Origin of the sequence: Oceanobacillus halophilus, from assembly GCF_003628505.1 — a bacterium.
Lineage (GTDB): Bacteria > Bacillota > Bacilli > Bacillales > Amphibacillaceae > Oceanobacillus > Oceanobacillus halophilus.
The window spans coordinates 1-24886 of the sequence record NZ_RBZP01000003.1; the positions used below are offsets into that span (position 1 = coordinate 1).

The following is a 24886-nucleotide window of genomic DNA, read 5'->3' on the forward strand; positions in this document are numbered from 1 at the left end:
AACTCGGAGGAACTAAAACTAAACAATGACAATCTGAATGATATCGATGATTTGTGAAGTAAAACACTTAAAGTAACGGATGCGTTAGTTCAGGAAGGAAAGAGTAGTCTATACATTAAAGAAGTAGAAGGCAAATGGTATGCAGAATTGCCTGAAACAGAATCCTATGATATAGGTACTCCTAGTATCGCATGGACATTATGTGGTGGGAGTAACGGGTGCTTATTTTTAATAAGTATTTGTTGAATTCGAAGTGTATTACATCTGTAAAATACCGTGATATAATATAACTAAATATTCTGGAGGTGATTTAAATGAACTGGGAAGATGTACGCCAAGCATTTCCGAAACACTGGGTTTTGATAGAAGCAACGGGGGCGTATACAAATGGGCAAAGTGAGCGGATCTTAGAAGAGATTACCCCTTTGAAAAAGTTTTCCAATTCTCCAGAGGCGATGAGAGCATATCAGGAAATCCATCGGGAAGAACCTAATAGAGAATTATATGTTCTTCACACAAGTCGTAAGAGGCCCAATATCATTGAGAAAAAACGGGTAGGTGTCAGGAGATAGTGAAAAAACTGATGATAGATAATGGTTTATTGCTTGCGGACATGGAACTAACATTTAGGGGAAAATCTCTTCATCTGCAACGTGTATTAGTGGATAATGGATCAGGTAGTACCGTTATATCAACGGACTTAGCTGAAACAATAGGTATTGTAGCAGAAGAGAATGACATGATATATCGTATCAGTGGGATAGGCGGTTCAGAGTTTGTATATTCGAAGACGGTTGATTTAGTAAAAGTAGGAGAAATGCAAATAACAGAGTTCACTTTGGAAATTTTCTCTCCCTAAAGTGAACCCGTTATTCTATTAGAGTAGTTTCCTCTTAAGTATTTTTTCGTAACTATGGTGGAGTTGGTAGAAAGTACGGTGTAAATTTATCTTCTCAAACGGTAGCGAAGCAATCTCATACCATTTAATATAACTACCAAGATACTTAATTCGTGAACCAACATTCCGATGGACATGTTCATCCATTCGCTAAATAGTAGGCTAGCAAGTAAAATCAATACCACACCTACCGCGATGAAGATATTTTGTTTCATGTTGTTTGAGGTTGATTTTGTCAGGCCTAATGCGTGTGGTAAACGACTAAAGTCAGAGTTCATTAACACCACATCTGATGTTTCAATCGCAACATCTGTTCCACTTCCCATAGCTATTCCGATATCTGCTAAGGCTAAGGAAGGACTATCATTCACTCCGTCACCGACAAAGGCAATGATTTGACCTTTTGCCTGCATTTCTTCAATATATGCAGATTTTCCTTCTGGAAGCATATGACCGTGTGCTTCTGTTAAGCCAAGTTCACGTGCAACTAAATCAACGGTTCCTTGGTTGTCCCCTGAAAGAACGACTAGGTTTTTGACTCCTAGTTTTTTCAGGTGTTGAAGATCTTTTTTAACACCTGGACGGATTTGATCGCGAATACCCATTAGAACTTTTAATTCTCCGTCGACTGCGGTTAATACAAGAGAGTTCCCGTTTTTCTCAAAACGTTCAACGTCTTTTTTCGCTTTTTCGCTTAATTCTACATTTTCTTTTTCCATTAAAGCTACGTTACCAACGGCTATACGATGACCATATACTTTTGCTACAACTCCGCCACCTTTAACGACTTCTGTATCTTCCACAGTAGAGAAAGTTGTCTCACCAATATCTTGTAGGACAGCCTTTGCAAGTGGGTGATCTGATTCCCGTTCCACACTAGCTAAGTATCCTAGAACTTCCTCCGTGTTATTTCCATAAAATTCTTTTTCGGCAACTTCAGGGTTTCCTACGGTCAATGTTCCTGTTTTATCAAAAACGATCGTATCTACTCTGCTAAAGTCATTGATCACTTCACTACCTTTTAGAAGTACACCATTACGTGCACCATTTCCAATACCAGCGACGTTTGATACAGGTACCCCGATGACCAATGCTCCAGGACATCCTAAAACGAGAATCGTGATAGCTAATTCAACATCTCTTGAGAATAACCAAACAATAAAACCAAGGATTAAAACAGCTGGTGTATAGTATTTCGAAAATCGATCAATAAACCGTTCTGCTTCTGATTTGGAATCCTGTGCTTCCTCTACTAATTCGATAATTCTGCCAAATGTTGTATCTTCTCCAACACGGTCCGCTCGAATTTGAATGGTTCCATTTTCTAAGATAGTACCTGCAAATACTTCTGAACCAACCTTTTTACCTACTGGCACAGATTCTCCAGTGATGCTTGCTTCATTAATATGACCTTCACCAATTAACACCGTCCCATCAACTGGAACTTTTGCACCGGTTTTAACCAACAAGATATCATCTTCGTCTACATCATCGACATCTACTTCTTCAAATTCCCCATTTTCCATTTGCTTTAAAGCACTCTCCGGAGCCAACTCGGTTAATTCCTTAATGGCTGAGCGTGTTTTGTTCAAGGTACGTTGTTCTAAATAAGAACCAAATAAGAATAAGAAAGTGACAATGGCTGACTCTTCATAGTTTTGAATTAAAACAGCGCCAACAACAGCAATCGTGACTAATACATCAATACTGACTACTTTTACTTTCAATGCCTGATAGGCTTGGATCGCAATCGGTGCTACACCAAGAATCGATGCAATGATCAGTGACCAATTGAAAATAACCATGTTATCTAAACCAAATCGTCCAAAGAATCCTAATACAATTAAAATCGCACTGATGAGCGTAATGGCATTCTTCTTACTTAATATAAATCTTTGCATATTAATTACCTCCAACTTCATCTTCTTTTTACTCCTTGTTGATGACTCTAGTATAGAATGTTTTTAAGAAATAAAAATTGATGCAAGTCAAGTTACGAGATTAATATTTCTTATCATTCGCTTGAGATATATCATAAAAAGAACAAATTCCCTGGAAGAGCGGGGGGACAGAGGGACAGGTTCCTCGTCCCACCCATTTTTGATAGTTTGTTAGATGATGAGCAAGATGATTAGACAAAAACTAGGACGACAAAAAGGTTTAATCTAAGACTTTTTAATCGTGTTATTAGATGTTTTTGTTCAATTAACGAGCATTCCTGTAAATACCAGTTCATACGTTCCATCTATCAACCGGGGGGAACGTCCTATCAACCGCCATCCTCCATCAATCAACCGGGAGGAGCGCTCAATCAACCGCCATCCTCCATCAATCAACTGGGAGGGGGGCTCAATCAACCGCCATCCTGCATCTATCAACCGCGATGGACGCTCAATCAACCGCCTTCTTCCATCAATCAACCGGGAGGAGCGCTCAATCAACCGCCATCCTCCATCAATCAACCGCGATGGACGCTCAATCAACCGCCTTCCTCCATCAATCAACCGCGATGGGCGCTCAATCAACCGCCCTCCTGCATCAATCAACCGCGATGGACGCTCAATCAACCGCCTTCCTCCATCAATCAACCGCGATGGACGCTCAATCAACCGCCTTCCTCCATCAATCAACCGGGAGGAGCGTTCAATCAACCGCCCTCCTGCATCAATCAACCGGGAGGAGCGCTCAATCAACCGCCTTCCACCTTCTATCAACCGATCGGGCCCTCCATTAACCATGTACATGGTTTCCGTCTCAGGCATGATATTCATTAAAAATGATGGGAATAAAATAGTCTAGTTTTTATGATGAAATTGTTCGATAACAAAGTCAATAAAATATCTACTCGTGATGGGTAATGTTTTTTTATCTTTGAAAGCCATTCCAATGGTACGAATAATGGGTGGGGATATTTTTTTAGCCACCAATTGATAGTTGATACGATTTAACACCAATTCAGGTAAAATAGAAATTCCTAGACTATTTTCCACCATTGCCATGATCGTATAGTCATCATGAACACGAAATTGGATATTTGGCTGTAACTGTTGTGCTTTAAAAATTTCCAACGGTTCACTTAATTCTCCTTCGTCTAGAAGAATAAAAGGTTCATTAGATAACTCCTCGACAGTCACTGAATCCTGATGGGCAAGAGAATGATCATGAGGTAAAACGGCAAGCATTTCATCATGCTTTAAAGGGATTGTTTCCAAATCGGTAACTGCATCCGGATTCACAAAACCAAAATCAACACTGCCTTCCTTGATATATTGGACAATACTTGTATATTCACCTTGCTGTAACTGGAAGTGCACGGAAGGATACATCTTTTTAAAGTCCTTGATTAATACTGGAAGCCAGTTGCTAGATATGCTGGAAAAGGTTCCAATTCGTATGTTTCCCCTTTGTAAACTTCTCATTTCTTTGCTTTTTTCGATTAGTTCCCGGTGTGCATAGTTTACCTTTTTAATATATGGTAAAAATTGTTCTCCATCAGACGTTAGACTAATTCCTTTCCGCGAGCGGACAATTAATGTTGTTGCAAGTTCACTTTCTATCGATTGAATCATTTGGCTAACTGCCGATTGGGTGTATCTCAAATCTTCTGCAGCTTTGGTAAAACTACCTTTTTCTAGTACCTTTAAAAAGATTTCATAACGATTGATTTCTATCCCTCCTAACATTAGCTTTTCTTATGTAAGTATCATAAAAATTAATTTTACTTATGTCAATTCATCTGATAGAATCAAAACAATTTAATCATCAGGGGGGACTTGATATGATGGGGAATCTTGCAGCATGGAAAAAAGGGGTGATTGATGGGATTCCGATTGGTCTGGGTTACCTTTCTGTTTCCTTCAGTTTTGGAATTATCGCTGCAACTGCTGGGCTGCATATAATAGAAGCTGTCATGATGTCGGCTACTAATTTCACTTCTGCTGGTCAATTTGCTGGCGTCACATTAATTGCATCGTCTGCTCTATTAATGGAGATGGCGCTAACTCAGTTTATTATTAATTCACGCTACTTTCTCATGTCAGCTGCTCTATCGCAAAAAATGGACCCGAAGACGTCAATGGTTCATCGAATAATCATGGCTTTTGGGATAACAGATGAGGTGTTTGGTGTATCCGTGGCAGTAAAAGGGAAGTTAAATCCTTATTATACTTATGGGGTAATGAGTGTCGCTTTACCAGGTTGGACGCTCGGTACGTTCTTAGGAGCTTATTCAGGTGATTTACTTCCACCAAGTATCGTAAGCGCTTTGAGTATTGCACTTTATGGAATGTTGCTTGCTGTTATTTTACCTCCGGCGAAAGGAAATAACATTTTATCGGCATTAATCATTATCTCCATGGTTGGCAGTTGGTTATTTAGTCAAGTGCCATATCTGCAAAACATCTCGAGTGGTGTAAAAATCATTTTATTAACTTTCATCATTGCTGGGATTGCGGCCGCACTGTTCCCAGTGAAGGGGGAGGCAAGAAATGGATAGAGTTTACCTTTATCTCCTTGTTATGGCAGTTGTCACCTATCTCATTCGGTTGTTGCCACTTACTTTGATTAGAAAGGAAATTAAAAATACGTATATAAAGTCTTTTTTGTACTATGTTCCATACGTCACTTTGGCGGTAATGGTGTTTCCAGCTATTTTGGATTCCACTGCTTCGCCAATTTCAGGATTGATTGGTTTTTTGATTGCAGTTATTTTTGCTTATTCTGGTGCCAGTCTGTTTAATGTTGCACTTATTGCTTGCCTATCCGTGTTTATTGTGGAGCGTTTCATTTAATCTGATTTCAATATATACATAGTATAGTGAATTCAGGTGTCAGTCCTCTCTGATCAGTTTTAGAACTGTGGGGCTGACACCTGTAATTGTTTATCGCCACGTTCCATACCCTTAAGGACTTAAACTATCTACAAAATAATCCATTACGGACTACGCTTTCCGCGAGGAGGCTGAAGCCGTGCCCGCGAACCGCAAGTATTCTGCCGGAGCGAAGACCCCACAAAATATTCATGATTGTAAGCGAGAGCTACACTATTCTTAATTAAATAAGTCAGCAGTTTCTATCAAATCCTACCTACTAAGAAACAAAAAACTCACGAAATGATTATATTTCCTATAACCATGAGAATCGTATTTTCGTTCAGTATTTAAAAATTGCAAGCTTTCATGTGATTTATAAACAATATCTGCTCGGACAGATAATCACTCATCAAATCCCCAATATTTGCTAAGCAAGCATCTATATTAAAACGCTTTCTCATCATTTACAAGTTACATAGAGTAGAAAAACGACGAAATTTGGCGGAATTGTACGATAAACACTTTATAAAGTTTGTGCAATTAAAAGTTTATAAAGTTTTCAAGTTGTATGGACTTATTTGGAGTTTTTGCAGCCCAGTTTTTTTCTTTATACTTAAAAACAGTGATTCAACAAGAATACTTACGGAGGTGCGTCATGTTAGAGTTTAAAAATGTAACGAAACGATACGACGGAAAAACAGCAGTTAAGAATTTGAATCTAAACATAAAAAAAGGGGAATTTGTTTGTTTTATCGGACCTAGTGGTTGTGGGAAAACAACGACGATGAAAATGGTGAATCGCTTAATTGGTATATCTGGAGGAGATATTCTTGTAGAAGGCAAGAATATCAAGGAACAAGATGCTGTTGAATTACGCAGATCTATTGGGTATGTTATTCAACAAATTGGTCTGATGCCTCATATGACGATTAAGGAAAATATTGTACTTGTTGGTACATTGCTTAAATGGTCGAAAGAGAAAAAAGATCAGAGAGCACGTGAATTACTTAAGTTAGTAGATTTACCGGAAGAATACTTGAATAAATATCCACATGAATTAAGTGGAGGACAGCAACAGCGAATCGGTGTACTACGTGCACTTGCAGCAAATCCACCATTGATTTTAATGGACGAGCCATTTGGTGCACTCGATCCAATTACGAGAGATTCTTTGCAAGATGAGTTTAAAAAGCTTCAAAAAGAGCTGGGCAAAACCATTGTTTTTGTTACACATGATATGGATGAAGCACTGAAGCTGGGAGACCGTATTGTCATTATGAAAGACGGAGAAGTCGTTCAAGCGGACACTCCAGATGAGATTCTTAGAAATCCTGCAAATGAGTTTGTGGAAGAATTCCTAGGAAAAGATCGTCTAATTCAAGGTCGTCCTGATGTTACGACGGTAGAGCAGATTATGGAAAATAAACCTATTACTGTTCCAGTTGGTACAACGTTACGGGATGCTATTTCGATTATGCGTGATAAACATGTAGATTCGCTTCTTGTTGTGGATTCAGCTAATGTATTAAAAGGCTTTATTGATATTGAGTCTATTAATCTAAACCATAAAAAAGCAAAAGTAGTGGATGAAATCATGGAGGAAGGAATTTATACCGTATCTCATCATAGTTTACTCCGTGATACGATTCATAAGATCCTTCGCCGTGGAGCGAAATATGCTCCTGTTGTAGATGATAACCAACGTCTAGTCGGGATTGTTACAAGAGCAACGCTTGCGAACCTTGTGTATGACACCATCTGGGGCGATGGAACAGAATTAGAAGAATTAACTCAAGCTGCAGAATAGGAGGCAGATAAATATGATGGAATTTTTTGCAACGCATGGTAACGATCTTTTAATTAAAACGTGGGAACATTTGTATATATCTCTTGCCGCTATTCTTTTAGGAGTCCTAGTTGCTATTCCACTTGGTATCTTGCTTTCTAGAGTACCTAATTTTGCCGATCGATTTATTTCATTTATTGGTATTCTACAAACCATTCCAAGTCTAGCAATACTTGCATTCTTTATTCCAATTTTAGGTGTAGGTAAGTTACCAGCAATTCTTGCGCTATTCTTCTATTCCTTACTACCCATTTTACGTAATACGTATATTGGAGTGCGTGAGGTTGATAAAGGAGTGGTAGAGGCAGGAAGAGGTATGGGAATGAGTAACTGGCAGTCCATTATGAAAGTAGAATTCCCAATGGCACTACCTGTTATTATGGCTGGTGTTCGTTTATCTACCGTCTATTTAATCGGTTGGGCAACATTAGCGGCCTTTATTGGAGGTGGGGGTCTAGGTGATTTTATTTTTGACGGATTAAACTTATATCAACCAGCATTAATAATTGCAGGTACCGTACCGGCAACCATTCTTGCCTTAATTGCGGACCGCTCACTTTCCATGATAGAAAACAAATTAACTCCCGAGGGTTTAAAGAATTCATATAAGACAGCATAATTACGGAGGTGACACGTGTGAAACGGATAGTAGGCAAAGGTAGCATGATTGTATTATTACTTGTCACGTTGGTAGGGTGTTCCTTACCTGGACTTGCAGGTACGACGAAAGAAACGATTAACATAGGTGCTCTTGGAACATCAGAATCACACATTTTAGCAGAAATGCTTTCGATTATGATTGAAAGAGAAACGGAGGCAAATACAGATATAGTTTCACATCTTGGGTCTTCCATCGTTCAGCATCAGGGAATGACTAGAGGAGATCTTGATATTACAAGTACACGTTATACAGGAACGGATTTATCTGGTGCTCTAGGGATGGACCCAATTACGGATCCAGATGAAGCATTAGAAATTGTAGAGCGTGAATTCCAAGATCGCTTTAGTCAAACATGGGCACCTACTTATGGTTTTGAAAACAGCTATTCGGTAGCTGTTACAACAGAGTTTGCGGAAGAAAATAATATTGAAAAAGTCTCAGATCTCGAACCATTTGCAGATGAGCTAAGTTTTGGTGTGGATAATGCCTGGATTAATCGTAAAGGGGATGGGTACGATGGCTTCCAAGAAACGTATTTTTCTTTTGGAGAAGTGTATCCAATGAATGTTGGGTTAGTGTATCAAGCGGCTGCTAGTGGTCATATGGACATTGTTCTTGCTTATTCTTCTGATGGCAGAATTAAACAGTTTGATTTGAAAGTCTTGGAGGATGATAGACAATTCTTTCCACCATATGATGCTTCTCCAGTTATTGCGAATGAAATATTAGAAAAGTATCCAAAAATTAAAGATATTACAGAGCGCTTATCTGATCAAATCTCCACAGAAAAAATGCAGGAACTAAATTATAAAGCGGATGTCGAATTAATGAATCCTAGAAGCGTTGCAATGGAATTCTTGGAAGAAAATAACTACTTTATTGAGGAGAAAGGGGAGAAGTGATATGGAAACATTGAATCAGTTGATTCATTATGTTGCTCAAAATGGCGATTATATTTGGGAACAATTTTATAGACATTTTCTAATGACTTTTTATGGTGTGTTATTCGCATCCATAATCTCTATTCCCTTGGGTATCCTTATAGCTAAATATGGTAAATTAAGTAGCTGGGTATTAGCGATTGGAAGTATTACACAGACGATTCCTGCTTTAGGTGCAATGGCAGTAATTATGATTTTGTTAGGCCTTGGTACCAACACAGCAATCGTGACATTAATCATCTATTCGATTCTACCAATTACTCAAAACACCTATGTTGGAATGAAAGATGTGGATAAGACAGTGGTTGAAGCTGGCTATGCATCTGGTATGACGCGTTTTCAATTGTTGCGCATGGTCGAATTACCACTAGCCATTAGCGTCATTATGGCTGGTATTCGAACAGCATTTGTTATTGGAATAGGGATTGCAGCGATTGGCGCTTTTGTTGGTGCAGGTGGTTTAGGAGCGATTATCCTAACAGGTACAAATGCTACAGATGGAACAGCGATTATACTAGCAGGTGCCATTCCTACCGCATTAATGGCGATTATTGTTGATTTATTTTTAGGATGGGTGGAACGTAAACTGCAACCAATTAAATCATCGAAGTCAAAAGCAGCTTAATAACGTATGTCTTGAGGTGAATAAAATGTTGGAAGAAAGAATGGTTGTTGAAAAGAATATCCCGTGCACTTTATCAGATGGAACGGTGTTACGGTCCGATGTCTACCGTCCGGACGGTGAGGATAAATATCCGGTACTCATGCTTCGATTACCCTATGATAAAGGAACTCCCAGATACTATGATGAGTATTTAGAAGTTCCGCGAATGGTAGAAGCGGGATACGCAGTCATTTTGCAAGACGTACGGGGAAGATTTGCTTCCGATGGTGAATTCTATCCTTGCATTCATGAAGCCAAGGATGGATATGATGCTGTTGAATGGGCAGCGAGACTTCCTTTTTCAAATGGAAAAGTTGGATTGTTTGGGATGTCCTATCATGGATATACGCAACTCGCAGCAGCGACAGAGAAGCCTCCATCCTTAAAAGCAATAGCCCCCGTTATGACTGGTGGCAACCTATTAGAAGGTTTCGTCGGCAGAGAAGGAGAACCGGAGACAAGTGCCAAATTGAAAAATTGGGTTTTAGGTTCGATGATAGAAGATCAATTAAAACGCAAGGGAACATTCGATCAGAGAACATTCCGTTTTTATTATGAAAATGTAACAGAATGGTTATCCCAATCACCAGCTAACGAATGGCAACCAATGAAAGTGTTGGACTCAGATTCCTATTACTTTGATTTAATAAATGATACGATACCAGCTGAATGGAAGAAAAATACCAATTTGCTTGATAAGCTTCAGGATATTGACATACCCGCTTTATTTATGGGGGGATGGTTTGATGCATTACTTGACTCCACTTTAGAAGTTTATCAGTGTTATGGTGGAGACAAGATGCTGTGGATTGGACCATGGACACACGAAGAAATGACCGGAAGATGTGGTGAGAAGTTTTTTGACCATGCCGAAACCAACATCGGAGTCGATCAAATAAAAGACCCGACAGAAGTCCATATTAAGTGGTTTGATCAATGGTTGAAAGACAAGCCGATGTCTGTGGATAAGCCGGTTCATTTATATCGAATGGGAGAAAATCACTGGGAAGCTTATGACGAATGGCCACTTGTAAAGGAAGTTCAGGAGAATGAATGGTTTCTTCATAGCAAAGGGGCATCACAAACACGTCATGGAGATGGAGAGCTAGCTCAACAACCGTTATCAAGTGAGTCTGTGAGTCAAATGAAATTGGATCCAGAGCATCCTGTTCCAACTCGAGGTGGAGGATCTCTTATTGCTGGATGTGAATCAGGTATGTTTGATATGAGTGATTTACAGGATCGTGAGGATGTCCTCGTCTATACGAGTGCTCCACTTGGAAAGGACTATGCCATATTGGGTACTATCAAAGCGGCATTATGTGTATCATCCCAGTCGGAATTATTTGATATGTCCCTAAGAATGACAGATGTTGACCCACAAGGAAAAGCTTATAATATAGTTGATTCCTTTCATCGGAAACAGGTAAAAGAAGCAGATAAGCCATTCTTATTGCAGGTGGAGATAGGGGCTACCGCTTATACGTTGAAAAAAGGCCACCGCTTGCGTTTAGATATTGCAGCAAGTAATGCACCACTTTATGATATTAATCTAAATAACGGGAAAACTACTAAAACACATACAGATGGAAAAGTGGCGTTTGAATCGGTTTACCATGGTGGGGATTTCTCGTCTAAATTATTCTTGCCAATCGCTAAGAATAACAATGATTAAAATCATGTTTTTATTAGAACAGACAGATTGGAGAGGAGTAGTTCTCTTTAGTCAGCTAACCGATAAGGAGCGGTAAAATGAAGCATCGTAATGAAAAGATTGAAGATGTAAGAACGCAATTTATAGAAAAAATAACCGATAATATGAATGCGTTTGGTGTTTCGACAAGTGTTGGACGTGTATTAGGAATTATTTATATGCATCAAGATGCGATGACCCTTGATGAATTATCAGAAGAAACAGGGATGAGTAAAACACGGATGAGTCAGGTTGTCCGAGAAATGATTGATTTGAATATTGCCGAACGTGTTTTTAAGAAAGGTGTTCGCAAAGATTTATTTCAGGTGGAAGAGGATTATTACCAAACGTTTATTTCCCTTTTCACTTCCACATGGCAAAAAGCGATTAATCGCAGCCGTACTTTTGAACAGAGAATCAAGAATAAGTTGGAAGAAATACAAGCGGATGAAGAGTTAAGCCCAGAAGAGGAACAAGCTGTTAACGAATTATTAGCAGAGTTGAAAGAATGGATGGAATATTACGATTGGATTCGTCGAGTAACGGACTTCTTTGAGAGTGGAGAAATATTTAAGCATGTTCCGAAAAAAGCAGACTAACGAAGGAGATGAGAAAATGAATAAAAAGGTAATTTTATCTTGTGCTTTAACAGGTGCTGGTGATACGACTGCTAAAAGTCCCCATGTTCCTGTAACACCAAAAGAAATTGCAGATTCAGCTATAAAAGCAGCAAAGGCCGGTGCAACGGTCGCGCACATTCATGTTCGTGATCCAAAGACAGGAAAACTAAGTCATGATGTGAAGTTATTTGAAGAGGTAGTAGAGAGAATAAGGGAATCAGAAACAGATGTCATCATTAACCTTACATCTGGTGGAGGTGGAGATTGGGTACCTAATGAACAAGACCCGACAAAAGGTGGAGAAGGAACGGATATTCAAACACCAGAAGAACGTCATGAGCCAATTGGAAAGCTTTTACCTGAAATGTGTACATTGGATTGTGGCAGTGTGAACTTTGGCAATATGCTTTATTTAAGCCCTACTGATTGGTTAAGAAAGCAAGCGAAGCTCATCCAGGAAAGTGGAGTGAAGCCTGAATTAGAGTGTTTTGATACGGGACATGTTCGGTTTGCTAATCAATTAATTGAAGAAGGATTAATTGATGGTGATCCCATTTTTCAATTTTGCTTAGGTATTCCATGGGGAGCTGATGCGGACGCAGAAACCATATCCTATATGAAGAGCCGTGTTCCGGAAAATGCAACATGGGCTGCATTTGGGATTGGCCGCATGCAAATGCAAATGGGTATGGAATCCCTTCTTCAAGGCGGGAATATTCGTGTAGGATTAGAGGATAACCTCTATCTTAAGAAAGGCCAATTAGCTACGAATGAGCAACTTGTCGATAAAGCAGTGAGCATGGTTCATAGCCTCGGGTCTGACATCATGACACCAGCAGAAGCAAGAAAACATCTAGGATTACGTAACCCGTACGGAAAGGAAGGCTGAAAACTATGACTACAGACACTTCAATAAAAAAAATAACGGTTGTAGGAACTGGAGTAATTGGAAATGGATGGATTACAAGATTTTTAGCGAATGGCTATACGGTAGTCGCATCCGATCTAGACCCTAAAGCAGAAGAACGTACAAGAGCGGCTGTGGAACGTGCATGGCCATGGATGGAGAAAATGGGAATCTCTAAGAATGCTTCCAAAGATAATCTATCTTTTGAAGCGGACTTAGAGAAAGCATTGAAAGATGCTGATTTTGTCCAAGAAAATGTTCCAGAGAGAGAAGATTTAAAACGAAGTGTGATTGCTAATATCGATCAGTATGCACCAAATGAAACGGTTATTGCTTCCAGTACATCTGGTATACTGCCAAGTACTTTACAAGCAGACAGTACAAATCACCCAGAACGTGTGATTGTCGCTCATCCGTTTAATCCAGTTTATCTGATGCCACTTGTTGAACTTGTTGGTGGGGAAAAAACGCAAGCTACCTATATTGAAAAGGCAAGAATATTCTATGAATCATTACAGATGAAACCACTCGTAGTCCGTCAAGAAATAGAAGGGCATATTGCGGATCGGTTAATGGAAGCTATCTGGCGTGAGTCGCTTCATATTGTCAATGATGGCGTAGCAACAACAGAAGAAGTGGATGCTTCCATTATATACGGGCCAGGTCTTAGATGGGCATTAATGGGACCGTTCATGACACTACACATGGGCGGGGGCAAACAAGGAATGCGTCATTTGCTTGAGCAATTCGGACCAGCATTAAAACTTCCTTGGACCAAATTAGAAGCACCTGAGTTAACGGATGAACTCGCAGAAAAAGTTATTAGTGGTTCTGAGGCACAGACTGGCAACATAGAGATGGAACAATTGGAAGATCGTCGGGATGAATTTTTATTCGAGTTGCAACAACTATTGGAAAAATATTGGCCAGGAGCTAACTTTACAGGAAGGCTATAATAACCAATAAAAGGAGGAATAGATTTGGTACAATCAAAGGTTTTGATTGAAGACAAGGTCCCCCAAGCCTGGATTGATTACAATGGGCATATGAATGATGCGGAATATGTACGGGCTTTTAGTTGGGGTGTGGATCGATTTATGAATTTGATTGGTATCACAGAAGCCTTCAGGAAAGACCATCACTACACCATCTATACAATGGAAAATCACGTATGTTATTTGGATGAAATGAAGCTTGGAGAAGCATTTGAAGTTCATCTATATGTGATTGATTATGATTCTAAACGAGCGCACTTATTCTTTGAATTGTACGGTGAAGATGGAAAACGTGCTGCAACGAGTGAACAGATGTTAATGGGAATAGATCAAACTTCTGGAAAATCAGCACCTTTTCCTGATGAAATAGTTACAAATGTTGAAGAGCTAGCTAACCAACATACACCAACAGATAAACCAAAAGAAGTTGGACGTATTATCGGGATTAAACGTAAATCATAAGAGAAAGGTGGTTCTTAGTATATACTAGGAACCATCTTTTTATGGCATATTTTTACTATTTAATTATGTTGTTTTGAAGATTGAGTGAATCTGATAAAAGAAGGTTTGTATTATCTGTTGACAATTTAGAATTATGTGATTATTATATATGATAACCTCTACATTGCCTCTAGTAATTTCTTTTTGTATCCGTATTTATCTCTATCGTATTTTTCTTTTCCGTATTTGCATTTCAAGCTTTATTTGAATTTATACCTCATGAAATCACGTAAGACCGTCAATCATTTTGAAAACATCATACTTCTTATTTATACAAGTAGAGCAGACAACATAGCGGAGTGTATTTCCGTAGCGGATGTAAACCACTATTCATAATTCAATAAATCAACAATTTAAAATAACCAATCCTGAAAGGGGTGATAGACTAACTATATAATTTTTACTTTTTCATTTTCCGACCATAAATAGAAAGGGGGTTTTAGTAATGAGTCATGATATGGTAGGGTTCAATAAAGCTGGGAAACAGATTGCGCATCTGCATTTTAGTATGGGAAATAGTAGTGCCGGTATATTATATGTTCTATTGGATGCTATGGATTACCATGCAGGTGTTAGTGGAACAGGAGACAGCACGAATCTATCGATAGAAAAAACAGAACAGGCTTTGAATAAATATCAGCAAATTTATGTGGATGGTGACACTTCCCAGAAGGATGATTTCACCATTTGGGAGCAAAACGAAATCCTGAATTTTCTATTAAACTGTGTCACAACTGCACAGAAAGAAGGGAGTGTGAGAGTACTTTTTGCGTAAAATTTTCATGATTGTTCATACATTTCTTCCGTTTCTCCAATTTCCTCATTCACACGAAAGAACAAATAAAAAAACTACAATGCTAGCAAGTAGGTGTAGATTTTTAGCAATTTTCTTTTTCCTCTTCAAATCGTAGTTGTAAATGAAAACCACTTTTATACCATCTCCATGTGAGAAAAACAAACCTTAGTAAAAAAGTCAGATAAGTTTGATATAAATCAAACAAATAGATATACTAGAGTAGTAAGGAATTTTTTTCATCCTTAGATATTAGTATATAAATAGAGTCTAAGATTCACTAACTTCAGGAAGGTGGTAGCGAAATGAATACGCTAGTAGCTCAAGAAAGAAAAGATTTTAGGAAATCTATTTTAAAAAAATCGAGAAATGAGGGAAAGATTCCAGGAATTGTTTATGGAAACGATATCAAAACGGATTCGTTTTTTATTAAAAACACCGACTTACTAAAAGTAATTAAGAGAGTTGGTAGGAATGGTATTTTCTCTCTAGATCATAGTGGAAAATCAACAAATGTTATTCTAAGAGATTATCAAACGGATCCTATCACTAGGGATATACTTCATGTGGACTTTCTTCAAGTTGATAAGCACACAGAAATCGATACTAGTGTCAGTGTTATCCTAAAAGGTACATCTCGAGGAGAGAAATCTGGGGGAATGGCTAAGCAATTTCTTCATGAATTGGATATCACAGCAAAAGCGGATGATATCCCTGATACAATTGAAATTGATATTACTGATTTTGAAATCGGACATACCGTTCAAATAGCAGATATGAAAAAAGAGTATGCTAACTGTACCATTAATCATGAGGATGAAGAGGCTATCGTGATGATCGACTTTGTGAAACCTGAAACAGAAGAAGATGAGGAAGAGGCTAGCGAAGTAGAAGTTTCGGGTGTTTAACCCAAGGTTACTGGATTCAACTTCTTTCCATTAGAAATAAATATAGACGATATTGGTCCCCTCTTTACTGCAGAATTTGGTAAAGAGGGGACCTCTACTTTATTTCCAAATTTATAAAAGCATTCTTTTCCTTTTTGCAAAAAAGCTATGGGAATGATGGTGTAAAGATACTTATTAAATGAGCACAAAATGTAAGGCAAAGTCATGTTAAAAAGCAACAATATTTGAGAAAAGAGCCTATAGAAAAGATAATGTGGGCATCATTTTCTTATTTTGTTTCCTTCTCTAAATAGCTGCATGTTACCTGACCAACGGCTTTTGCTGCTACAAGAATGGCATCTTCATCGATATCGAATTTCGGATGATGATTAAAATATGGATCTTCTACGCCTTTTGGTGTGCAGCCAATGTAAAAGTAAGATCCAGGTATTTTCTCTAAGAAATAGGCAAAGTCATCAGATGGTGCCATTTTAGGAAATTCTTCTATTTTCTTGATGTCTTTGTCTTTCACATCATTTAGCACCTCTGCAACAAAATCCGTTAATTCTGGATCATTGTACAACGGTGGATAATCCGGTGTATAAGTTACTTCGCAAGCTACTCCAAACATTTCTTCTATTCCTTTAGCTATACGATGAAATTCTTGCTCAATAACTTCTTGAACCTCTTTATTGGAATAACGAATATCTCCTTCAATTTCAATACTATCTCTAATTACATTGAAGGTACCTTTTCCATCAAATGAACCAATGGTTACAACTCCGGCTTGCATCGGGTTTATTCTGCGACTGACAATGGTTTGAACTGCTGTAACAAAATAGCTACCGGCAACAATGGAATCATTTGCTTTGTCTGGAGAGGAACCGTGCCCACCTTTACCTTTAATGACTAATTTAAAATAAGTTCGTCCATTAAAGGAATAACCACTATGGTATCCCACCGTGCCAGCTGGAGCCAGTGGTAAAACGTGAATACCGAAGATGGCATCTAAATCGTCTAGCTTTCCAGATTCCATCATGCTCTTGGCACCACCAGGTGGCACTTCCTCTGCATGTTGGTGAATGATTTTGATGGTTCCATTTATTTCATCTTTTAATTGAATGAAACAATCGGCAAGTACAAGGAGATATGCCGTGTGTGCGTCGTGACCACATGCATGCATAACTCCTTCATTTTTAGATTTAAACGGGACATCCGTTTCTTCTGTAATTGGGAGTGCATCAAAATCGGCTCGAAGTCCGATTGTTTTTCCAGAATTGCCCCCCTGTATCGTAACGATAATTCCATGCCCATTTCCAACATTGGTTTCTATTTCTACATCTTTATCATTGTAAAAATCAACAATATATTTAGCTGTTTTATCCTCTTTAAAGGAAAGCTCTGGATTTTCATGTAAATGTCGGCGGATTTTAATCATTTCTTCTTTCCGTGAATCAAGCATTTCCATTAATTTTTCTCTCATTGTTTCCTATCCTTTCTTAAAATTATTGCTGGTTCTTATTTTATCCTCTTTAACGTTCTAACTGTGGCTTAACAGGTTTTGTTACAGTTTTTGACTGTTTTGTTTTTCCAACACTTCTAGGAACAAGAACAATAATGGAAATTAATGAAAGTAAAGCAAAGATAACATTCGTAATAATCCCTGCAGTAGCTGCAACTTCAACGGTGCTAAATCCTGCCACTGTACTATAAATGGTTGCAGAAATTGCAATACCAAAAGCATTACCTAATGAACTCGCCATTTTATAGATACCCGAAGCTTCACCTACTTTACTGTCTGGCGCACCAGCTACGGCTGTATCCGTTGAAGGTGTTGCATACATACCAAGACCTAATCCAAATAAAATAAATCCAACAAACACTGCAATGGTGTACATTAAGTCCGGTAAAAAGGTTAACCCCATTAAACCAACACCAACCAATGTTGCCAGTGTACCCCAAATCATAGGATTTCTTGCCCCGACTCGCTGCATCAGTTTTTCACCTACTCGAATCATTGCTAGAACTGCCGCTAAATAGCCTAGTGATAACATTCCTGATTGGAACGCAGTAAACCCACGTCCTACTTGGACATAAGTGTTTGCGACAATAAGAGTACCAGCAACAGCGTTTAGTAAGAAGTTTGAAATGGTTGCCCCTGTATAAGGTTTGTTTTTAAATAGTTTAAAATCGATCAGTGGAGTAATTTCCCTTTTTCTTTCAAACCAGATAAAGACAGCTGTCCCTACTACAGATACAATTGCTAATGAAATGGTTAGCAGACTTGTCCAACCAAACTCAGCGCCTTGTGTAATAACGATATTTATAGCTAGCATGGTGATAATGAAAATAACTAAGCCACCATAATCGAACTTGAACTTACCAGATGTTTCAGCCTTACTTTCTGGAACTTCTCGAATTAACCACATGGCTAGTACAGCAAAGATAATGGAAAAAATAAAAATCCATTTCCATCCCATATAGGTTGCTATGGTACCTCCTGCAAAAGATGTTAAACCTGACCCACCCCATGAACCGATAGACCAGTAACTAAGTGCACGTTGACGTTCTTCCCCTTCAAAATACGCTTTTACTAATGCAATGGTAGCAGGCATAATACTTGCAGCAGAAAGTCCTTGTAAAACCCGACCGATGACCAATAATATCGAACCCTGTGCCAGGACGAGTAATAAGGAACCGATTATACTTAAAATTAACCCAAAATAGGTGAGTTTCTTTCTCCCAATTCTATCTGCTAAACCTCCGGCCACCACAATAAACATTCCGGAAAATAGGGATGTCAAGCTTATCGCAATATTAAGTGTACCAAGGTTCACCCCTAAATCTTCCTGTACGGCAGGAACAATATTTACCATTGCCTGGGCAAAGAGCCAAAAGGTGATAACCCCAAATACAATTCCTAAAATCATTTTATTGGTACCTTTATAGGTAGTTGATTCATTTGAAGCCATGGTATATCCTCCTGAAATTAGAATTTTATATAACAACAATTAATTAAATATGCTAATGAGAGATACCTTTAATATGAACATTCCTCTTTCATTTATCCGTTGAGACAGTAACTGGAATAAATTGATTCTATGGGAAGAATAAGGGATGGAAATTAGTGCTATAGAAGAATTGGGAGAGGGGGAATTTTATGATAAAAGTATTTACTATATTGGTGAGAATGAGAAGGGATATTCGATTGGGAAGTGGAATACTCTGTCCTGATATATCATGACATTGTGTTTTAATTGCTATACAATAATGAATGAACGAAAGGAGCGGTGCTGTTTGAGGTCGTCATATTGGTTATGGATCTTATTTAATATAATTATTTGGCCGTTTGCTCTGATTTATTCCAATCAAAGTATGAAAGAAATGATCGGAAATATATTTGGTGTGGCCTTGTTTTTTATGATTTTTTTCATGATTCCATTATTTATAAGTAAACCAAAATTGCTTTTATCTCTCTTAAGTATTAATGCATTTATTGCAATCCTCACTTTGCACTACGATGTTAGTACGGAATTTAATCCATATCTTCTTCTCGTCATCACGCTTTTAATGGCTGAAGGGTTCTACCATTTATCTATACGATTTAGTTTATTGTTGGGAGGATTTATGGTAACTATTACTATTATTGTTGTTTTTACTACGGATATATCTCCGAACGTACGGGTTTACATTATTCTCTATTTAATTTTTACACTTGCGGCAATGGTAGTATTTAAAAAAATGAAGAATCGTAACGATGATCTTGACGCTAGATATGAGGCATTACTTAGTGAATATCGTAGTTTGAAACGCAGACGGGTTTCTGAGGAAGAAATTGCGAGGCAGGAAGAGCGGATGTTAATTGCCCATGAAATTCATGATTCAGTCGGACATAAGCTAACTGCCTTGCTCATGCAGTTGGAGGCCTTTCGTATGAAGGTATTGGAAAAGGACAAAGAGCATGTTCAGTCTTTGAAGAAACTCGCGAGTGATAGTTTAGATGAAACAAGAAGAGCAGTTAAATCCTTAAAAAACAAGGATACAGGAGGGCTACCAGGAATACTTCGGTTAATCCGTAAATTAGAAATGGAAAGTTTTATGCGTATTCATTTCTCTGTCAAACATGGAGCTTTTACAGCCCCATTAACTGGAGAGCAGTCTTTTGTCATTTATCGTTCGGTTCAAGAGGCATTGACGAATATTATGAAACATAGTAATAAACGGGAAGCAGAGGTTATGTTTGAGTCACCAGGTGGAAGTATTTTTCGCTTTGAAATCAGTAATCCTATCACTAATCATACAATTTATCGTGAGGGATTCGGCCTTACTTCTATGCGTGAACGTTTAGAAAAACATGGTGGGAGCTTAGAAGTTTTTCAAACAAAAGAGAAATTCATTGTTCGAGGCTTTTTAAAAATCGGTTATGGAGGATGAACATGGTTCGAATTTTACTGGCAGAAGACCAGGTGATGGTTAGACAAGGATTGAAAATGATGTTGGAGTCGGATGAAGAAATGAAGGTGACTGGGGAAGCGGATAATGGAAAAGAAGCGATTCTCCTTTGTGAAAAACAGGCATTTGATATTGCTATTCTAGACATTCGAATGCCTGACATGGATGGAATTGAGGCAGCTAAAGTTATACAAACGCGTTGGCCGGATACAAAAATATTGATTTTAACAACGTTCGACGATAATGAATATGTGATGGAATCTTTAAAAATAGGTGTCAGTGGGTACATTCTGAAGACTGGTGACACCGAATCGTTGCTCCGCTCTGTTCGCAGTGCTTTAACTGGAGGGCTTTCGATTGAAGATCATGTAGCAGCAAAGGTCATGCCACTTCTATTGAAGCAAGAAGAAATCAATAAGCCCGATCCTTCCCTAACTCCACGCGAAAGGGCTATACTACAATGTATTGGTGAAGGTTTAAGTAATGGAGAAATTGCAGAACGACTTGCGATTTCAGTTGGCACGGTAAAAAATAACACAAGTCAAATCTTGAATAAACTCGATTTAAGAGACCGCACACAGCTAGCTATTTACGCAATCCGCCATAATCTGGTGTGAAAATCCCTTTACTATCAATCGACTTAACAAAGCCAATAAGAAAAAATGACGCGAGTAATGGGAATACTATCATATCGTGACTGGAGACAGTGGTTACACTGTTTCTTTTTTTGTACATTAGAAAAGAAGAAACAATGAACTTCGATTATGGAGGAGTGTTAAAGAAATGCTTGAAACGATAAATCTTAGCAAAACATTTAAAGAAAAGAAAGCTGTTGATGAAATAGATATTTATTTAGATGATGGAGAATCAGTTGGACTGCTTGGACCCAATGGAGCTGGAAAATCTACGACTATTTCTATGATTTCATCTTTACTAAAGCCGACATCTGGTGATGTAAAGCTTAATGGAAAGAGTACGATAAAAGATCCATCAGAGATTAGAAAGGTCCTTGGTGTGGTTCCACAGGAAATTGCTTTATACGAAGAATTATCAGCCTATGAGAATTTACATTTTTTTGGAAAGATTTATAAAGTGAAAAAAGGTTTCTTAGAGAACCGCATTCAAGAAGTACTTGATATGGTTGGTTTGAAAGATAGGCAAAATGAGCTTGTTAAAACCTTCTCAGGCGGCATGAAAAGAAGAGTGAACATTGCTGCTGCATTGTTGCATCATCCAAAAGTTCTTATCCTTGACGAACCAACCGTCGGTATTGATCCACAGTCAAGAAACCATATATTAGAAACTGTTCGTAAATTAAATGAAGATCATGGAACTACTATTCTTTATACGAGTCACTACATGGAAGAAGTCGAGCAATTATGTGACCGGGTTTATATCATGGATCACGGAAAAGTAGTAGCTTCGGGAAGTAAAGACGAATTATTAAGTATCTTATCCAGTGAAGATACAATCCAAGTACAGCTTAGTAAATCAAGCGATAATTTACTGGAAGCAATAAAGGCAATGAAACCTGTTCGACGTGTAGATGAAACAAGTGATGGTATTCGGATTATTTCTAAGAAAGACAGTAGCATACTAAACAATTTAGTACATGCAGCAGAAAAAGAAGGGATTCAAATTACCCATTTTCAGTTGGAAGTTCCAAGCCTGGAAGATGTATTTCTGCACTTGACTGGGAAATCACTGAGAGATTAACAGAGGAGGAAATGAAAATGGGCTCATTTTTAAAAAAAGACCTGCTAGTGTTTTGGAGAGATCGTAAAGAAGTGCTTTTAGCTTTGTTTCTTCCAATTGTTATCATAGTTGTTTTAAACTTAGCATTTTCTGGACTATTTGATAATGACGCAGAGTCTGTGAACATGAATGTGGGGATTGTTGATGAGAATGAACATTCTACCGAACTTGAGCAGTTTAAATTAAGATTGCAAGAAATGGATATATTGGAAGTCGAGAAAGAAGCATTGATTAATCAAGCATCTGCTATAAAGCCAAGTGAGCTGATAGTTGAGTTTTTTAATGACCCTAAATTAAAGGAATGGATTCCGTATGAGAAGGTTAGTGAAGCAGAAGCAATCAAGTTAGTTGAGGAGGGGGATCTGGATGCTATCATTAAGATTCCTGAAGGTTTCACATACGATGTTCTCTCTTCGCTCCTACTTGAAGAGGATTCGTCTACACCAATATCAATTCTAGCAGCAGAGCAATCGATGGAATTGAATACTCTTCAAAATGTGGTAAATGATTTTATTGATACGCTTAATTTACAGTTTGCCCTTGGTAGTACGGTTGGAGCGGATTTAGAAGAGCCAGTATTGCCGCAGGGAGGAAGAGAGGTCGTAGAGGGTGTAGAAACTTTTAACATCTCTCAATATTTTACCATTGCCATGAGTACGCTTTTTGCTTTGTTTATCGCACAAACTGTAGCAATGAAAACAGTAACTGAGAAAAGGGAACGTGTATTTAATCGAATACTGCTGACAAATAGCAATCCCCTGGAGTATCTAATGGGTAAAACGTTAGCTACATTTTTCCTTAGTATGATACAAATGCTGGTAACCTTTGCGGTGACTCAATTATTTTTAGATGTGTTTCCTGGGAAGTCATTAGCATTTTGGGTCGGGGTAATAGTCATCATTGCTGCGTTTGCTTTGACTGTTTCTGGATTGTCTGCATTATTCACCAGCATTACATTAATTCTAAATGATTCTAACGCAGCCAGTGGAATTTTTACAATGATTGTGATGAGTTTTGGTGTTCTTGGTGGGAGTTTCTTCCCGCTTCAGGGACTACCCGTGGTGTTCCAGAAAATTGGTGAATGGATTCCTAATGGGTTAACTCAAACTGTACTGATTAAATGGATCCAATTAACGAGTGTTCAAGATTTAATCGTACCTATTATTATTCTGATTGTATTTTTTATGGCTTGTCTTGTTATTGCCGTTACCATTTTTCCTAGAAGGGGGAGAGTTTAATGTACCCAGTTTTTATGGCGCAATGGATGAAAGATAAGCGAAAACCGTATATCATACTTTTATTTATCGGATTAAGCATTATTGCAACGCTCATATTCGGCGATATAGATAGAATAGAGCAAACTACTGCTATGGTTTATAGTACGGAACCAAATGCAGAAGCAGTAGAAGAAAAATGGTTAGAAGGATTAAATGGCCATGAGACGATTGATTTTATAATATCGGACAAAGAGGAAGCGCACGAACAAGTCGCAGAAGGTGCAATCGATGTTGCAATCCATTTGATGGAAAATGATTATCGATTGATTACTTCCAGTGATATGCCAAATATACAGATTGTCGAACAGTACGTTCATAAAGTGTTTACGGAAGAGGCTCAATTGGAGGCTGCTGCAGGAGATGGGAATACAGAGAAACTGAGAAGTGAACTGGATAGTTATCTGGAAAATCCACCAATTCAAGTTCAAACAGAGTCAATTGATGGCGGAGAAATTCCAAACTATGATATGGGGATGCAATTATTATTTGGTTTCACCCTTTTTATTGCGATGTTTACGATTGGATTTAAAGTAAATGGTATCAGTGGAGACAAAGTTAGTGGAATATGGAATCGATTAATTCTTTCTCCCGTAAGTAAAACCAATATGTACATCGGCCACTTGCTTTATAGTTTTTGTGTTGGTTTTCTTCAAATGTTGATTGTTTTTCTTATTTTTCATTATGTTATGGGCTATGATTTAGGCAATCTCTCGATGATACTTGTCATAACTGCTGTTTTCACTCTAAGTATGGTAAGCGTTGCTATGTTAATTACTGGGATTGTCAAAACCCCAGAACAGTTTAATATGGTTTATCCTTCTCTAATTCCAATGATTCCAGTTATTAGTGGTGTCTATATGCTACCTGGAACGATTAGTAATCCGGTTCTTCAATTTATTGGCGATATGTTTCCATTGTCCCATGGGGTGGAAGCGATGACGGATGTTGCTCTATTTGATGCAGGTTGGAATGACATCGCACTACCGATTGCACTGATGTTACTAATTGGAGTATTTTCTATGGGAATCGGAATTAATATGGTTGAACGGAGGAAGTAAATCATCCTTTTGAATTATGGTAAGGCGTTCTCTTAGTATGTTAATTTGAAACATCCTTCAATAGAAACACACAGGAGGCCTTAGAAACAAATTAGTCTCTATGGCCTCCTATATTTGCTAGTTGGTT

At 38.2% G+C, this 24886-nt stretch carries 25 protein-coding genes; 20 read left to right on the forward strand and 5 right to left on the reverse strand.

Annotation, left to right across the window (positions count from 1 at the left end; translation table 11 throughout):
* The first annotated feature begins 314 nt into the window (after window positions 1-314).
* Together D8M06_RS06405 and D8M06_RS06410 are read left to right on the forward strand one after the other, a co-directional pair.
* Complete coding sequence (locus D8M06_RS06405) at window positions 315-572, forward strand: hypothetical protein (protein WP_121203587.1); 258 nt, start codon at window positions 315-317, stop codon at window positions 570-572.
* Window positions 572-859 (forward strand): retropepsin-like aspartic protease, encoded by a 288-nt coding sequence (locus tag D8M06_RS06410; protein WP_121203588.1) that lies wholly within the window; start codon window positions 572-574, stop codon window positions 857-859. Before D8M06_RS06405 ends, D8M06_RS06410 begins: the two co-directional genes overlap by 1 nt.
* Before the next feature lie 86 nt (window positions 860-945).
* Here D8M06_RS06410 and D8M06_RS06415 read toward each other — a convergent pair whose 3' ends face one another.
* The 3 genes from D8M06_RS06415 to D8M06_RS06425 form a co-directional block, all read right to left on the reverse strand.
* Window positions 946-2799, reverse strand: coding sequence for a heavy metal translocating P-type ATPase (locus D8M06_RS06415; RefSeq protein ID WP_121203786.1), 1854 nt, complete (start codon window positions 2797-2799; stop codon window positions 946-948).
* A gap of 300 nt (window positions 2800-3099) precedes the next feature.
* Complete coding sequence (locus D8M06_RS06420; protein ID WP_147404952.1) at window positions 3100-3636, reverse strand: hypothetical protein; 537 nt, start codon at window positions 3634-3636, stop codon at window positions 3100-3102.
* Between the two features lie 57 nt (window positions 3637-3693).
* Window positions 3694-4581, reverse strand: coding sequence for a LysR family transcriptional regulator (locus tag D8M06_RS06425; protein ID WP_241558890.1), 888 nt, complete (start codon window positions 4579-4581; stop codon window positions 3694-3696).
* 95 nt (window positions 4582-4676) lie between these two features.
* On the opposite strand from D8M06_RS06425, the gene D8M06_RS06430 reads away from it, so the two are divergent.
* The 13 genes from D8M06_RS06430 (at window position 4677) to D8M06_RS06490 (ending at window position 16238) form a co-directional block, all read left to right on the forward strand.
* A complete protein-coding gene (locus D8M06_RS06430) occupies window positions 4677-5393 on the forward strand; it encodes an AzlC family ABC transporter permease (protein ID WP_121203590.1) in 717 nt (238 codons plus the stop codon).
* A complete protein-coding gene (locus D8M06_RS06435; protein ID WP_121203591.1) occupies window positions 5386-5688 on the forward strand; it encodes an AzlD domain-containing protein in 303 nt (100 codons plus the stop codon). Before D8M06_RS06430 ends, D8M06_RS06435 begins: the two co-directional genes overlap by 8 nt.
* Window positions 5689-6364: 676 nt before the next feature.
* Entirely contained in the window at window positions 6365-7516 is a 1152-nt protein-coding gene (locus D8M06_RS06440) for a betaine/proline/choline family ABC transporter ATP-binding protein (protein ID WP_121203592.1), read from the forward strand.
* A gap of 13 nt (window positions 7517-7529) precedes the next feature.
* A complete protein-coding gene (locus D8M06_RS06445) occupies window positions 7530-8174 on the forward strand; it encodes an ABC transporter permease (RefSeq protein WP_121203593.1) in 645 nt (214 codons plus the stop codon).
* Between the two features lie 44 nt (window positions 8175-8218).
* Window positions 8219-9118, forward strand: a complete 900-nt coding sequence (locus D8M06_RS06450; protein ID WP_121203788.1) for an osmoprotectant ABC transporter substrate-binding protein — start codon at window positions 8219-8221, stop codon at window positions 9116-9118.
* A 1-nt stretch (window position 9119) separates the two neighbouring features.
* A complete protein-coding gene (locus tag D8M06_RS06455; RefSeq protein ID WP_121203594.1) occupies window positions 9120-9782 on the forward strand; it encodes an ABC transporter permease in 663 nt (220 codons plus the stop codon).
* Window positions 9783-9807: 25 nt separating this feature from the next.
* Complete coding sequence (locus tag D8M06_RS06460; protein WP_121203595.1) at window positions 9808-11496, forward strand: CocE/NonD family hydrolase; 1689 nt, start codon at window positions 9808-9810, stop codon at window positions 11494-11496.
* Window positions 11497-11573: 77 nt separating this feature from the next.
* Window positions 11574-12113 carry a GbsR/MarR family transcriptional regulator gene (locus tag D8M06_RS06465; RefSeq protein WP_121203596.1) on the forward strand — a complete coding sequence of 180 codons (540 nt, stop codon included), beginning with the start codon at window positions 11574-11576 and terminating at the stop codon, window positions 12111-12113.
* Window positions 12114-12129: 16 nt separating this feature from the next.
* Entirely contained in the window at window positions 12130-13023 is an 894-nt protein-coding gene (locus tag D8M06_RS06470; protein ID WP_121203789.1) for a beta-keto acid cleavage family enzyme, read from the forward strand.
* A gap of 5 nt (window positions 13024-13028) precedes the next feature.
* Window positions 13029-13997 carry a 3-hydroxyacyl-CoA dehydrogenase NAD-binding domain-containing protein gene (locus D8M06_RS06475; protein WP_121203597.1) on the forward strand — a complete coding sequence of 323 codons (969 nt, stop codon included), beginning with the start codon at window positions 13029-13031 and terminating at the stop codon, window positions 13995-13997.
* A 24-nt stretch (window positions 13998-14021) separates the two neighbouring features.
* Window positions 14022-14498 carry a thioesterase family protein gene (locus tag D8M06_RS06480; RefSeq protein WP_121203598.1) on the forward strand — a complete coding sequence of 159 codons (477 nt, stop codon included), beginning with the start codon at window positions 14022-14024 and terminating at the stop codon, window positions 14496-14498.
* A 484-nt stretch (window positions 14499-14982) separates the two neighbouring features.
* Window positions 14983-15312: a hypothetical protein gene (locus tag D8M06_RS06485; protein ID WP_121203599.1), complete on the forward strand. Its 330-nt coding sequence runs from the start codon at window positions 14983-14985 to the stop codon at window positions 15310-15312.
* 323 nt (window positions 15313-15635) lie between these two features.
* A complete protein-coding gene (locus D8M06_RS06490) occupies window positions 15636-16238 on the forward strand; it encodes a 50S ribosomal protein L25 (protein WP_121203600.1) in 603 nt (200 codons plus the stop codon).
* Between the two features lie 268 nt (window positions 16239-16506).
* On the opposite strand, the gene D8M06_RS06495 is transcribed toward D8M06_RS06490, so the two are convergent.
* On the reverse strand, window positions 16507-17700 hold the full coding sequence (locus tag D8M06_RS06495; protein WP_121203601.1) for an amidohydrolase: 1194 nt from the start codon (window positions 17698-17700) through the stop codon (window positions 16507-16509).
* 49 nt (window positions 17701-17749) lie between these two features.
* Entirely contained in the window at window positions 17750-19189 is a 1440-nt protein-coding gene (locus tag D8M06_RS06500; RefSeq protein ID WP_121203602.1) for an MFS transporter, read from the reverse strand.
* 325 nt (window positions 19190-19514) lie between these two features.
* Between D8M06_RS06500 and D8M06_RS06505 the strand changes: the two genes are divergently transcribed.
* The 5 genes from D8M06_RS06505 to D8M06_RS06525 all read left to right on the forward strand — a co-directional run bounded on the left by D8M06_RS06505 (window position 19515) and on the right by D8M06_RS06525 (window position 24759).
* Complete coding sequence (locus D8M06_RS06505) at window positions 19515-20651, forward strand: sensor histidine kinase (RefSeq protein ID WP_241558891.1); 1137 nt, start codon at window positions 19515-19517, stop codon at window positions 20649-20651.
* 2 nt (window positions 20652-20653) lie between these two features.
* On the forward strand, window positions 20654-21286 hold the full coding sequence (locus D8M06_RS06510; protein ID WP_121203603.1) for a response regulator transcription factor: 633 nt from the start codon (window positions 20654-20656) through the stop codon (window positions 21284-21286).
* Between the two features lie 166 nt (window positions 21287-21452).
* Window positions 21453-22385, forward strand: coding sequence for an ABC transporter ATP-binding protein (locus D8M06_RS06515; RefSeq protein WP_121203604.1), 933 nt, complete (start codon window positions 21453-21455; stop codon window positions 22383-22385).
* Window positions 22386-22402: 17 nt separating this feature from the next.
* A complete protein-coding gene (locus D8M06_RS06520) occupies window positions 22403-23662 on the forward strand; it encodes an ABC transporter permease (protein WP_121203605.1) in 1260 nt (419 codons plus the stop codon).
* The gene (locus D8M06_RS06525; RefSeq protein ID WP_121203606.1) at window positions 23662-24759 is read left to right on the forward strand and encodes an ABC transporter permease; all 1098 of its coding nucleotides are present in this window, start codon (window positions 23662-23664) and stop codon (window positions 24757-24759) included. The genes D8M06_RS06520 and D8M06_RS06525 overlap by 1 nt, the downstream gene beginning before the upstream one ends.
* Window positions 24760-24886 lie beyond the last annotated feature (127 nt).

Bases quoted from the DNA above. Each gene is read 5' to 3' on its own strand.
- D8M06_RS06405 (WP_121203587.1), top strand. From the start codon at position 315: ATGAACTGGGAAGATGTACGCCAAGCATTTCCGAAACACTGGGTTTTG.
- D8M06_RS06415 (WP_121203786.1), bottom strand. From the start codon at position 2,799: ATGCAAAGATTTATATTAAGTAAGAAGAATGCCATTACGCTCATCAGT.
- D8M06_RS06420 (WP_147404952.1), bottom strand. From the start codon at position 3,636: ATGGTTAATGGAGGGCCCGATCGGTTGATAGAAGGTGGAAGGCGGTTG.
- D8M06_RS06425 (WP_241558890.1), bottom strand. From the start codon at position 4,581: ATGTTAGGAGGGATAGAAATCAATCGTTATGAAATCTTTTTAAAGGTA.
- D8M06_RS06430 (WP_121203590.1), top strand. From the start codon at position 4,677: ATGATGGGGAATCTTGCAGCATGGAAAAAAGGGGTGATTGATGGGATT.
- D8M06_RS06435 (WP_121203591.1), top strand. From the start codon at position 5,386: ATGGATAGAGTTTACCTTTATCTCCTTGTTATGGCAGTTGTCACCTAT.
- D8M06_RS06440 (WP_121203592.1), top strand. From the start codon at position 6,365: ATGTTAGAGTTTAAAAATGTAACGAAACGATACGACGGAAAAACAGCA.
- D8M06_RS06445 (WP_121203593.1), top strand. From the start codon at position 7,530: ATGATGGAATTTTTTGCAACGCATGGTAACGATCTTTTAATTAAAACG.
- D8M06_RS06450 (WP_121203788.1), top strand. From the start codon at position 8,219: ATGATTGTATTATTACTTGTCACGTTGGTAGGGTGTTCCTTACCTGGA.
- D8M06_RS06455 (WP_121203594.1), top strand. From the start codon at position 9,120: ATGGAAACATTGAATCAGTTGATTCATTATGTTGCTCAAAATGGCGAT.
- D8M06_RS06460 (WP_121203595.1), top strand. From the start codon at position 9,808: ATGTTGGAAGAAAGAATGGTTGTTGAAAAGAATATCCCGTGCACTTTA.
- D8M06_RS06465 (WP_121203596.1), top strand. From the start codon at position 11,574: ATGAAGCATCGTAATGAAAAGATTGAAGATGTAAGAACGCAATTTATA.
- D8M06_RS06470 (WP_121203789.1), top strand. From the start codon at position 12,130: ATGAATAAAAAGGTAATTTTATCTTGTGCTTTAACAGGTGCTGGTGAT.
- D8M06_RS06475 (WP_121203597.1), top strand. From the start codon at position 13,029: ATGACTACAGACACTTCAATAAAAAAAATAACGGTTGTAGGAACTGGA.
- D8M06_RS06485 (WP_121203599.1), top strand. From the start codon at position 14,983: ATGAGTCATGATATGGTAGGGTTCAATAAAGCTGGGAAACAGATTGCG.
- D8M06_RS06490 (WP_121203600.1), top strand. From the start codon at position 15,636: ATGAATACGCTAGTAGCTCAAGAAAGAAAAGATTTTAGGAAATCTATT.
- D8M06_RS06495 (WP_121203601.1), bottom strand. From the start codon at position 17,700: ATGAGAGAAAAATTAATGGAAATGCTTGATTCACGGAAAGAAGAAATG.
- D8M06_RS06500 (WP_121203602.1), bottom strand. From the start codon at position 19,189: ATGGCTTCAAATGAATCAACTACCTATAAAGGTACCAATAAAATGATT.
- D8M06_RS06510 (WP_121203603.1), top strand. From the start codon at position 20,654: ATGGTTCGAATTTTACTGGCAGAAGACCAGGTGATGGTTAGACAAGGA.
- D8M06_RS06515 (WP_121203604.1), top strand. From the start codon at position 21,453: ATGCTTGAAACGATAAATCTTAGCAAAACATTTAAAGAAAAGAAAGCT.
- D8M06_RS06520 (WP_121203605.1), top strand. From the start codon at position 22,403: ATGGGCTCATTTTTAAAAAAAGACCTGCTAGTGTTTTGGAGAGATCGT.
- D8M06_RS06525 (WP_121203606.1), top strand. From the start codon at position 23,662: ATGTACCCAGTTTTTATGGCGCAATGGATGAAAGATAAGCGAAAACCG.